This is a genomic window from Pseudoalteromonas sp. CO348, from assembly GCF_004208845.1.
GTDB lineage: Bacteria > Pseudomonadota > Gammaproteobacteria > Enterobacterales > Alteromonadaceae > Pseudoalteromonas > Pseudoalteromonas maricaloris.
The window spans coordinates 19,492-31,961 of record NZ_SGPI01000035.1 but is presented as its reverse complement, the minus strand read 5'-3'; the positions used below and the strand labels follow the sequence as shown (position 1 = coordinate 31,961).

The window sequence follows — 12,470 nt, the reverse complement described above, 5'->3', positions numbered from 1 at the left end:
TTCTACCCTATTACCGAACTAGCTTACTTGTGCAAGCAAACCTGTATGAGCTATTGGGGCACTATACGATCACATAAACATTAATGCAAACCATTTTCATTTGCATTTATTCAATTTCTACACACTGGTGTGTTACCAAAGAGTCCTCGGTTAATTCAAGTGTGGTGTGCGACAATCCAAACCGCGACTGTAACCCCTCTTTTAACCGCGCTAGCGTGCTTTGGTCGCTCAAGGACGTAATGACAACTTGCGCCTCTAAAATATATTCATGCTCATTGAGCTGCCAAACATGGATATGGCTTACTGTTTTAACATTCTCTTGTGTCTCAAGGTATTTCTTAACCTCCTGAATATTCATATTATCTGGCGTCGCCTGCATGAGAATTCTAATACTACTTTTACTCAGTTCTACGCCATGATAAATCACGTACGCGGAGATCAACACAGTGGCGATAAGATCCACCACATACCATTGATATAAGATGATTAATGTTCCAGCCACGATCACCGCAACGGAAGCCGCAGCATCAGAAACATTATGAATAAATGCCGCACGAATATTTAGGCTGGTTTTTGCACCTGCAGAATAAGTAATAAGCGCTGTGATAACATCGATAACTAACGCCAAGGCCGCGAGCCACACCACTATCCAGCCGTCAATTGGCTCTGGATTTAAAAATCGAGAAATCGCCTCGAATAACAGATAAACCCCAACAACGATGAGTGTCGCGCTATTAATTAACGCCCCAATTATTTCAGCACGTTGATAGCCATAAGTGAGTTCAAGTGAGGCCGGCTTTCTTGCAACTTTTTGCGCGACTAACGCGATAATAAGCGCACCAGCGTCACTTAAATTATGTAGCGCATCAGCAACCAAAGAGAGACTGCCAGAGAGAATGCCACCAACGACCTGCGCGACACTCAGTAGAATATTAACAAATACGGCCCAACCGAGCTTGTTTCCATGATGGTGATGATGTGCGTGAGACATACTCAATCCTATTTATTGATCCGAAGAAGGGGCCACTTTCAATGGCCCCCACGGGCATTACGAATTTTTAATTTGCTTTGAGAATAGTGGATAAAGTGCTGGCAATACAAACAAGGTCAGCAAGGTTGACGTTAATAATCCACCAACAATTACACTGGCAAGCGGCCTTTGAATTTCAGCGCCCACTCCTGTCGATAACAGCATGGGAATAAGTCCAAGTGCTGAGGTTATCGCAGTCATAAGCACGGGTCTAAGCCTTGAAATTGCTCCCTCAAAGACACCTGAATGAAGCGATTCTCCCGCAGCCAATCGCTGGTTTATGCTCTCAACCATGACCACACCATTGAGTACCGCGACACCGAATAAGGTGATAAACCCAACCGAGCTTGGGACCGATAGATATTGTCCTGAGATATATAAAGAAAATACCCCGCCAATAACTGCCAGCGGCACATTCACTAAAATAAGCGCAGCCTGAGCCATTGAACCAAATGCAAAGTAAAGTAGGAGTGCTATTAGCGCCAAAGATAGCGGCACCACGATTGCCAAGCGTTTTTGTGCTCGTTGCTGGTTTTCAAATTGACCACCGATTTCAACACCATAACCTGTTGGTAAGTCAACTTTACTATCAATAGCCGCGCGAATATCACTTACTACACTGCCCATATCCCGACCTTGCACATTAGCTTGGATCACCACTCGACGTTGAACGTCATCTCGCCTTACTTGCGGTGGACCAGATTGATATTCAACATTCGCAACATCAGCCAACCGGATCCACGCACCTGAACTTGATTGTAAACGTATTTCTTCAATGGTCTGTTTGCTTTGACGGTACTTAGGTGCCAAGCGGACGTAAATATCATAGCGCTCATTACCGTTGATAACCTGCCCCGCTTTACTGCCGCCAATGCCATCTTGCACTAAAGCCATAACATCGCCAACAGCTAAACCGTAGCGCGATAAGGCTTGACGTTTTGGGGTGATGATCAGCTGTGACTCACCAGCTATTTGCTCAAGTTGTACGCCCTCTGTTCCTTCAACTTGCGCCACGGCAGCCTCAATTTCCTTGCCTTTTTTTGCAAGCACAGCTAGGTCTGGGCCAAACAACTTAATCGCCAACTGCGCTTTAACACCTGAGAGTAATTCATCGACACGCGTCGCAATAGGCTGTGAAAAATTAAACAGTAAGCCGGGGTAAGCCGATAGCTTTTGTTCCATCAAAGCTTGTAATTCGTAGCGATTATTTGCGCTTTGCCACTGTGCTACTGGCGCAAGGCCAATATAGATTTCAATGTTATTTACCGGTTCAGGATCGCCTCCTATCTCCGCTCGACCAATTCTGCTCAGCGCGTAGTTTACTTCAGGAAAAGTGAGCAACATTTTTTCCAGCTCAGGCGCAACATTCAGCGCGGTTTCAAGACTGGCGGAAGGTGCCAGCGTTACCCTTAAGTTGATGGTGCCTTCTTCAAGTTCTGGGACAAACTCGGTACCAATTTTAGTGAACGTAAAACCGGCCGCCGCCATCAATAATATGACCATTGCCATCAACAACTTTTGCCTATGCAACACTCGATTTAACGTCCAGCGGTAGCCTTTTTCTAGCACGACGAGAATAATACTCTCTCGCGCTTTAACACCATGTTTAAATAAGTAGGTCGCAAGTGCTGGGACAATGATAAGGGCAACAAATATCGCCGCAATAACAGCCAAAATAATACTGATTGCCATAGGTTGAAATAGTTTAGCTTCAACCCCTTCAAAACTAAATAAAGGAGTGAACACCACTAAGATAATACTGGCAGCAAAAAAGATTGGCCTCGCCACTTCCTTTCCTGCGAGCTCAACAATGAGTCCTACAGAGAAGTCATCGCTTTCCTTTTGCCTTGTTAGGTGTTTAAAGATGTTTTCTACCATCACCACTGAGCCGTCAACTAACATCCCTATCGCGACTGCGATACCGCCTAGCGACATTAAGTTGGCCGATACGCCAAGCCACGCCATAACCACAAGTGCAATGGCAATTGAAATAGGAATTGAAATGAGCACCAGAAAAGTCGCTCTCAGGTTCATTAAAAACAGCGCGAGCACCACAACGATAAAAATAAATGCCAGTGCCAAGGCTTCAACGACTGTTTGTACTGCTTTGCTGATTAAATCAGACTGGTCGTAAAAAGGCTCAAACCTTACCCCTTCAGGTAATGCTTTATTAATAAGTTCTACGCGGTTGTTAATGCTATCAATGGTTGCTTTGGTGTTTGCTCCCATTCGCTTAAGCACTATACCTGTTACGACTTCACCGAGCTGTTCCACTTCACCAGAGGCGCTTTTTCTAGACATCGTCACCGCGCCTTGACGGATTTCTCCACCAATCGATACAGTGGCAACCTGAGCCACAGTCACGACCGTGCCATCAATGGTTTTGACGGGCACGTTGGCAATCTCCTGGATCCCCTTCTCCCCACTTTGAAACCAGCCAGTTCCGCGGATCACCAACTGCTCTTGACCGCGCTCTAAATACCAGCCGCCGACATTTTGGTTATTACGCTCGATGGCACTCACCACATCTTGCTGAGTGAGTGCATAAGCCAATAGCTTATTTGGGTCGATATTGACTTGATACTGGCGCACATCGCCGCCAAAGGCCAATACATCAGTTACTCCGTCAATTGGCATAATTAACAGCTTGACCACCCAGTCATTGAGACTACGTAAGGCCATTGCATCATATTCAGAGTTCGGCTCGCTCATCAGCATATATTGAAATACTTGACCAAGCCCTGACGTATTTGGCCCCATTTCTGGCGTACCCACACCGCTTGGGATCAACTCCTTTGCAGCTTGGAGGCGCTCAAATACCAACTGTCTGGCAAAATAGATATCGGTGCCTTCCTTAAATACCACCGTAACGCCAGATAGACCTGTTTTAGAAATTGAACGCACTTGCTGCACATCAGGCAAGGCATACATTACAGCCTCAATTGGATAGGTGATTAACTGCTCAACCTCTTCCGCTGCCAGTCCCGGCGCTTCAGTATTCACCGCAACCTGCACATTCGTTACATCGGGAAACGCATCTAAGTTGAGTTTTGGAATAGTCACGCTAGCAGTTGCTGTGATAACGAGTAAAAAAAGAATAATTAGAAGCCGATTGTTTACAGACCAATCGATAATTCGATTAAACATGATGAGGCTCCCCTTAATGGTTATGCGGGTCGAAGCCTGATTTGGCTTGTTCTGAGGCAATAAAGAACGCTCCGGTTACGGCCACGCGCTCACCCACAGCCAAACCGATAACTTCAACCTGAGCGCCAAAGTCTTCACCTAAAGTCACTTCTTTAGGATGGAACTCGCCGGGCGCTTCTTCGATGTACACCACCCAATCACCGTCAGGACCGCGACTTAACGCGTCTGCAGGTAGCGCAATGATTGATTCCTTTGAAGGTATGATAAAGTTGACGTTTACAAACATCCCTGCGTGTAGCTTGTCGTCACTATTTTCAACCAATAGGCGGATCTGTCTGGTTCGAGTAATGGGGTCGATAGTATGCGCTTCTTGGATAACACGAGCCGCATATTGCTGATCTTCTATGCCAATCAATGCTTTAGAGTTAACCGCTAACGAAAGTTGAGAGTTCGGTTGTAAACGGGCTTCCACCCATAGCTCGCTTTCATCAGTGATTGCCATTAAAGTTGTGCCAGAAGCAACATGCTGGCCCTGCGTAAAGGCATCTTGAGTTACCACCCCCTCGCGCTCAGCAACGAGCGTATATTGGCCAAGTTCACTGGCGGGCTTAGTGGCTATTTCTTTAATCTCCTTTTCTGTTACTCCAAGTGCCAACAACTTTGAATAAGCCGAACTAAAATCGGCACTTGCTTGAACGCGTTCACGCTCACTGATGGTTTCTTTTCTTAAGCGTTTAACTCTATCCCACTCTGTTGAAGCGACCAAATACTGCGCTTGGGCCTGCGCCATTGCCTCCGAGAATAAGGTGATAAGTGGGTCGTTAACATTAACCATAGAACCAAGCGTAGTGTGTCGCTTTAACACGATTGAATCGGCTCTTGGCGATACTAAATAGCTGGTATAGCCATTGGCTTTTACTTCCCCAGGTGCAAAATAAAAACGCTCATGGCTTTCCAGCTTGACTTCCTTGGTCTGAATTCCGGCAAAACGCATCTGCTGTTGCGTTAGTACGATGGCATTTTCTTCCTCTTCATGTTCTTCATGACCGTCGCCGGCATATGCAAGCGAGCTAAAAAGCGCGTTCACCGCGAAATAGATGGAGAAAATTTTAAAGTTTGTCATTCGATACTCTTTTACTCAAGAACGTAAGTTGACGTTCAAAACCGTTAGCTTGTTTAACGAATTGCACCAAGCATTGCTGTTACAGTGCCAATTTGCGAACAAGAATGCACTTCTCAAGCAGACGTGATTTATCTGTAATCAACGTCATCAGCTAAGAAGGAGTAATACCAACCGGTGTTAAAGTAGCTCATTTACTTAATACAATTGGTATAAACGGAGTGGGCAGTATCACTGAAAGCAAAACTCATAAGCATAGAAAACAGGCCTAGTTGTTTACTCACAAACACGAATTTGCGCTAAGTTGGGTTTATCAATTTACGCATTAACCTAAACACAGGTTAGTGAAGTTAAATTGAGTTCACGCCTTCAATGATAACCGCTACTTAAGCGATCGGTGGACGATGTGCTTGCTCTACAAAAGCACGCACTTTGGTATCTGATTGAGGATAAATTTCGCTATTTGGTCGCATTTCAAAGGGGATAAAAGATTTTAAAATCACTAAATTCAAATGCGTCCCACTGCAATGACCACAGTGGTGGCAATCTTTTGTATGATGTCCGCTGGAGTCTGCTTGCACATCTTCAGCATGGTCGTGAGTATGTTGGAGGTGAGACACTTCGATTTGATGGAAGCTAGATTCAGACGCAAATACACTTACGGATTGCACCGCAAGTAGAAGCATCACAAAAATCAGGATTAGCTTATTCAAATCTACACTTCTCTTTAACACAAAAGATCGATGTCAATTTACCACCTGCACTTGTTCTGTCAATAGTAGCGCTAAGCTTTAAGTCTTATTTTTTTGCTGTCATTACTGATCCTACTCAAAATGAAATAACAATAATTTGCATTGTTAGGCCAAAACATCAACTTAAATGCGAATTATAATCAATATATAACACACTGTTTTATAAAGATTTTTCATTGACACATCACATAAATCCGTTAGACTAGCCGCATATTCACAGTTTGAGGTAACAGCATGCAAGGTAAACAAAAAGTCATCGACGCATTCAATAAGCTATTAGCCAATGAGCTTGCAGCTATCGATCAATATTTCATCCATTCACGTATGTACGAAGATTGGGGTTTGAGCAAACTATACCAACGCCTTGAGCACGAACGTGAAGAAGAAACCACGCATGCGGATTGGTTGATCAAACGCATTCTTTTCTTGGAAGGGGTACCTAACATGACAAAACGTCGTGATCTACTCATCGGCCAAGATGTTAAGTCTATGATGGAAAACGACTTAAAACTAGAGCTTGAAGTCGTCGAATGCGTTAAAGAAGCAATCAAAATCTGTGAAGAAGAACAAGATTACCAATCTCGAGAAACGCTTGAAAAGCTGTTGTTTGATACAGAAGAAGATCATGTTTACTGGCTAGAGCAGCAAATTCGCCTGATTGATCTTATCGGTGCTCCTAATTATATCCAATCTCAGCTTTAATTAAGGACTCTACAAATGAAAGGTGATAGAGAAGTAATCGTAGCGCTTAATAAAGTATTGGCCAATGAATTGGTGGGTATCAATCAATACTTTTTGCACGCACGTATGTTTAAAGACTTTGGTTTTAGCCAGTTAGATAAAGCGGATTATAAAGTTTCAATCCAAAAAATGAAAAACGCTGACCGCCTTATCGAGCGAATTTTGTTCTTAGAAGGCCTGCCTAATTTACAAGATTTAGGTCGTTTAAAGATTGGTGAAAACAGCGCTGAGATGATTGATTGCAATATGGCATTTGAGCAAGCATCTTTGGTTGATCTGCAAGCAGCAATTAAGTTGTGTGAAGAAAAGCAAGATTACATTAGCCGTGAAGCGCTAGACAAAATTCAAAACGAGCAAGAAGAGCAAATTGACTGGCTTGAAACTCAGCAGCACCTAATTAAGGTGATGGGAATAGAAAACTACTTACAGTCTCAACTATAAGTATTTAATTGAGGTTGCGTGATAATGTGTCGTTACGCAACCTGATCAGTGACATCAACAATAGCAATCAGCTTTTCATTTAAAATTTTCTTCGCACAGTTACAGCATTTTCCACACTGCTTACCAACAGATAATGTCTGGCTAAGATCACGCATCGAACGAGCACCATTGTCTATCGTCTCTGCAATCTTTTTATCTGTAACACCATGACAAATGCATACGTACATAAATGAAAACCAATCTCAAACTCATTAACTGAAAACAAGTTTAATCTAAACGATAACAATTATCAACACATACCTTAGCTATAAATGCGAATTATTTTTCTTTGTAAGCTGCTGCAAAGACTTAGTGATTCATGCTCAGCAAAACACCTTTCTCTAGCCGATGGTTATTTCTATAAAATTAAGAAAAATCCAATAAAACTGCTACGCTTAAATTAACTTGATAAGCGTTACTTTACACATAAGAGTAAGGGTGCTCTTGCATCCAAGTAGATTGTTTTATTTGCTACAAATGACAAACCTTAAACATGTATAAATTGTTAAATATATTGCATAAAAACCAAGGTTTAAGTTGATTTCAATCTAGTATTTCCGCTAGACTGCGCGTCACCGCTAACAGTTTTATTAGCGCGGATCAGCTTAGTTTGATTTGGTAACATGTTGTTAAAGGACTAAATGAGATTGGATAGAGAAAGGTCTTTTAATGAAGCAAGCGCTATTGTGTTTTTTTATATTATTTTCTTTGTGTTGCATAGTCGCGCCTAGCCACGCCCATAACTTCGGCCAATATACTTCTCGCTTCTCTGTCGAAGAAGGCTTAAGCCAATCTGCAATCACTGACATAACACAAGACAAACATGGCTTCATTTGGATAGGTACTCTGCAAGGGTTAAACCGTTATGACGGCAATCAACTCATTAATATTGCCGCTTCTAAGGGTCTTGATGAACAAGAAATAGTTGGGTTATTCAATATATCGAATGATGAGCTTTTGATCTCTACAGGTGCCAGCGGCGCGTTTTTACTAAATGTAGATGACTACACAATTCAACAAATCTACGACGGTAAACGCCAAGACAATAACGCAGTTCCAAAACCCATCGCCACAGCTGTTGGTCATCGAGAAAATATCATCTTTTCCATTGAAAGCGACCTCTACACATTAGACAGCAATACGTTAAAATCTGAATTACTCACTCACTTCAAACCAAGTAGTTACATTCGCGCCATAAACATTATCGGTAACTTTGTGATTATTGGTACAACAGAAGGCCTGTTCACTTATTCTCTTGCAACCGGTAACGTAGAGCAAATAAGTTACACTGATTCAAAATCAGAACTCCGTCATGATGTTAAATTACTCAAACGCGACCCATCGTTGGGACTCCTTGTTGGTACTGTAGAAGGTTTATATGTCATCCCAGTCAGTAACCAAACACTGGTTGCTTCAAAAAGCTATGAGCTTGTTCCTGAGAAAAATATTTGGGGACACCAAATCACTCCCTATGGCGAGTTTATTGCTACGGAGCATGGATTGTTTCTTATTGATAGAAGAAAAAAAACCAGCTCAAAAGTCCTATCCTTAACCGAGGGACAATATCGCCTCACTAATCCCAGTATCACTAAGCTTTACGCAGATAGAAACAACAACCTATGGATGGGTACATATAATGATGGCGCATATTTATGGCCTTCCAGCTCCCTACGTTTTACCACATTCATCAGTACTCAAGACAGATTTGCCAATAACAATATCTGGTCAATTCATCCTACCAGCAAAAATACGGTGCTCCTTGGTACAGATAACGGCATTAACGAGTTTGATTTAAGCACCCGCCAATTGAAATCTAGCTATTTGCAAAATAGAGATGCAAAAGCACTATACGGAGCAGATGCCGTATTCTCTATTTTTAATTCTTCACATTTCGACGAAAATACCTTTCTAATCCAAACAACTCAAGAGACCGCGCTATTTAACATCGACACCAAACAGCTAAGCCCAATTACGCTTGAAAGTGGTGACAAACTTGAGCCATATAGTTGGGGTATCGCTAAGTACTCAGAAAGCAAGTTTCCATTTATCAATAGCAATGGATTTTACGAATATGATGCAGTCACCAATACGGTACGCGCTTTAGAGGGATTATCAAAACAGCTGGCAGCATCACAAAGCTTTTTGATCCTGCCGCCTTTGGATGCGACCGATGATGAATATTGGATAAGTACGGACATCAGTTTGGTCAAATATAATGAGTCAACAGATACCCTAACAACGATTTACAACAAATTGGATAAACACTTGGTCTCAGCCGTTAATAGTTGGGTAGTAGATAGAGCTGGAACGCTATGGTTGGCAACCTCAACCGAAGGTCTTGTCGGGATCAATAAAGATACTTACGCCGAAGAATACAAGCTAACGACTGAACAAGGTTTGATGAGTAATGCTATCTACAACCTCCTGTTGGACAGAGATGGAATGATTTGGGCCAGCAGTCAACGCGGCATGTTTAAATTTGACCCAATAAATAAAGTCTTGGAAACCTTCGGAACGAATCAAGGTCTGCCGACGCTTGAGTTTAACGGCGGCGCTGCAGCAGCACTTGAATCTGGCAAGCTGATGTTCGGCACAGTAAACGGCTCTATCACTTTCGATCCGGAACAGTTTTCAGATAGTGCTGTTAAGCGCCGCCCACTACTGATCACCCAAATGGATATCTTAAGCAGAGATCAAACCTACTTAGCCCCTGACGCAATTTTGCAAGCACTTGATTTTAAGTTTGACGACATGGGCATAGAACTACAGTTTTCTGACTTTGACTTCAATGCCGATCATCACATTCAATACCAAGCTTCTTTGCATGGCCCAAGTGCACTGACGTTTTCAAGCTTAAAACGAAATAAAGTATTTCTAAATCAATTACTTCCTGGTGATTATCAGTTAGTCATTGCACCGCGTTCACTTGACAGCGAAGACCTGAGCAACGCACTCAACTTGCGCTTTAATGTTGCCCACTCTCCTTGGCGCTCGCCTTTTGCATTAAGCTTATACAGTCTAAGTGCATTCGCGCTAATATTGCTCATCATTATCAAGCACAAACAAAAACAACGTCAGCTTGAAACGGCACTTAGAGCCGTAACGCATGCGGGAAGACAGACAAAACTGGCGTTGAAATCAACTAAAAGCGGTGTGTGGTCGGCGGATCTCGCTGCACGCCAGATCACACAACAGCGGGCCGAAGCGCTGGGCTTTGAGAGCGATACGATGACGCTGCAAGAGCACTATAACGCCATTCACCCAGATGATAGAGAACTCGTCGAACGTGCTTGGAAGAAATTTATTTCTAACCCCACTAAAGAGCAGCTCTCTCTATCTTATCGACTGCGCTGCGCAGACAATAATTGGCATTGGTTTCATGACTTTGGCCAAGTCGCAGAATTTGACTCACAAGGTAAAGCCACTGAACTGCACGGCATTTATACCAATGTAACCACGCAAAAAGCGAACCAGATGCGCGCAAATATGCTGGGCGAGGCCTTCAGCCAAGTGAACGATTGGATTTTGATTTTAGACCCTAATTTACAACCCATTTCAGTCAATAGTAGCTTCTGTAGAGCGTTTCAACTGCAGGAAAACGAAGCGTTAAACGACTTAACGACCGAGCGTTTTGTTAATGCTATCGGGCAAAAGAAGTTCCACGGTTTAATTGCAAATTTAAAATCTCTTGGACCGAATCAATATCTAAGACAGGAAGTTCAAGTTACAGACGGCTGGGATAAAGTGCACCCGGTTCAACTTAGTATTAGCGCGGTTTCCAAGGACAATGTGAACCTCCAATACTTCGTGGTCGTTGTTACCGATCTGACAGAGCAAAAGAAAGCCGAGAATGAACTTAGATATCTCGCCAATTTCGACGCTTTGACGGAGCTACCAAATCGCAGCTTGATGCTACAGCATATTGAATTTGCACTGTTTAACGCAAACAACACACAGCAAAGCTGCGCCCTACTCTTTATTGATTTAGATAAATTTAAACCAATCAATGATGCCTACGGACACCATATCGGCGATAAATTACTGGTCGCGATAACCAAACGGATCAAAGAGCAAATAAATAATAACTGTATCTTAGCAAGACAGAGCGGCGATGAGTTTCTCGTGCTAATTAAGTCCTTCCCTAGTATCGAATATGTGAGTGAAGTAGTTACTCGCTTAGTGAAGCACATACCCGAACGTATTGAAATTGATGGGATCACCATGAGTGTATCTGCCAGTATTGGCGTTGCGGTTTATCCATTCGATGCACCGGATTCAGAATCCTTGATCCGTAATGCGGATATCGCCATGATCCATGCAAAGCAGTCGGGAAGAAATGCATTCAAGTTCTTTACTGAGTCAATGAATGAAGAGATCAGTAAAAAGCTTCGGTTAGAAACCGCAATGAAAACGGCGGTTAAAGACGGTGAGTTTTTCAATCACTATCAGCCGATCATCAATACCACTACAGGTCAGCTTGCAGGCGTCGAATTACTTATGCGCTGGCGCAATAATGACATGCTAATTCCTCCATGCGATTTTATTCCAATAGCAGAAGAAAGCGGTTTGATTGAAACCTTGACTGAACAAGCGCTTATCAGAGCCTTGATAGAATTGCGTCCATTGTTTACACAAGAACCCGACTTTTATTTATCTCTTAATTTAAGCGCAGTTCATATTTTACGCTCAGACATTGCCCACCAATTCACTGAGATTTTAAAAGCGCATGGTCTCACTAACCGGTGTTTAAGACTTGAAATCACCGAGTCAATCTTTATGTCTGATATGGTTAAGGCTCGGGCAACTATCAACGAAATGAAACGGGCTGACTTTGTATTACTACTCGATGACTTCGGCACCGGCTTTTCGTCACTTACGTACCTGAATGAGTTCCCTCTTGATATCATAAAAATTGATCAAGGATTTGTACGTAACATGAGCGCAAAACCCGCGAATAAATCTATCATTAGAACCATTTATTTACTGGCACAAAGCTTAAACATGAAGTGTATTGCAGAAGGTGTAGAGACAGAATCTCAGCTTAATTACCTAAGAGACGTAGGCTGTGAATATATGCAAGGCTATCACTTCGCAAAGCCTATGGCGATTGACGATTTACTGGCATTTTACGAACAGCATGAACGCTCAAGAGCTTGACCTCGGGCTCAATACTTTAATGTAGTGACTGCGGGCTAACAAG

General features: G+C 42.8%; 8 protein-coding genes. 3 read left to right on the top strand and 5 right to left on the bottom strand.

Annotated elements, in window-relative coordinates; genetic code table 11:
* Window positions 1–106: 106 nt before the first annotated feature.
* The 4 genes from EXT48_RS18465 to EXT48_RS18450 all read right to left on the bottom strand — a co-directional run bounded on the left by EXT48_RS18465 (window position 107) and on the right by EXT48_RS18450 (window position 6,010).
* Window positions 107–991, bottom strand: a complete 885-nt coding sequence (locus EXT48_RS18465) for a cation diffusion facilitator family transporter (protein WP_130165318.1) — start codon at window positions 989–991, stop codon at window positions 107–109.
* 57 nt (window positions 992–1,048) lie between these two features.
* The gene (locus tag EXT48_RS18460) at window positions 1,049–4,177 is read right to left on the bottom strand and encodes an efflux RND transporter permease subunit (RefSeq protein WP_130165317.1); all 3,129 of its coding nucleotides are present in this window, start codon (window positions 4,175–4,177) and stop codon (window positions 1,049–1,051) included.
* A 13-nt stretch (window positions 4,178–4,190) separates the two neighbouring features.
* A complete protein-coding gene (locus EXT48_RS18455) occupies window positions 4,191–5,300 on the bottom strand; it encodes an efflux RND transporter periplasmic adaptor subunit (protein ID WP_130165316.1) in 1,110 nt (369 codons plus the stop codon).
* Between the two features lie 383 nt (window positions 5,301–5,683).
* Window positions 5,684–6,010, bottom strand: a complete 327-nt coding sequence (locus EXT48_RS18450) for a DUF2946 family protein (protein ID WP_045987649.1) — start codon at window positions 6,008–6,010, stop codon at window positions 5,684–5,686.
* Window positions 6,011–6,283: 273 nt separating this feature from the next.
* Between EXT48_RS18450 and bfr (EXT48_RS18445) the strand changes: the two genes are divergently transcribed.
* Both bfr (EXT48_RS18445) and bfr (EXT48_RS18440) read left to right on the top strand, forming a co-directional pair.
* Entirely contained in the window at window positions 6,284–6,751 is a 468-nt protein-coding gene (gene bfr / locus EXT48_RS18445; protein WP_010607507.1) for a bacterioferritin, read from the top strand.
* Between the two features lie 15 nt (window positions 6,752–6,766).
* On the top strand, window positions 6,767–7,231 hold the full coding sequence (gene bfr, locus EXT48_RS18440) for a bacterioferritin (RefSeq protein ID WP_010375235.1): 465 nt from the start codon (window positions 6,767–6,769) through the stop codon (window positions 7,229–7,231).
* Between the two features lie 32 nt (window positions 7,232–7,263).
* On the opposite strand, the gene EXT48_RS18435 is transcribed toward bfr (EXT48_RS18440), so the two are convergent.
* Complete coding sequence (locus EXT48_RS18435) at window positions 7,264–7,458, bottom strand: (2Fe-2S)-binding protein (RefSeq protein WP_010375238.1); 195 nt, start codon at window positions 7,456–7,458, stop codon at window positions 7,264–7,266.
* Between the two features lie 481 nt (window positions 7,459–7,939).
* Here EXT48_RS18435 and EXT48_RS18430 point away from each other — a divergent pair, with 481 nt between their 5' ends.
* Entirely contained in the window at window positions 7,940–12,427 is a 4,488-nt protein-coding gene (locus EXT48_RS18430) for an EAL domain-containing protein (RefSeq protein WP_130165315.1), read from the top strand.
* Window positions 12,428–12,470 lie beyond the last annotated feature (43 nt).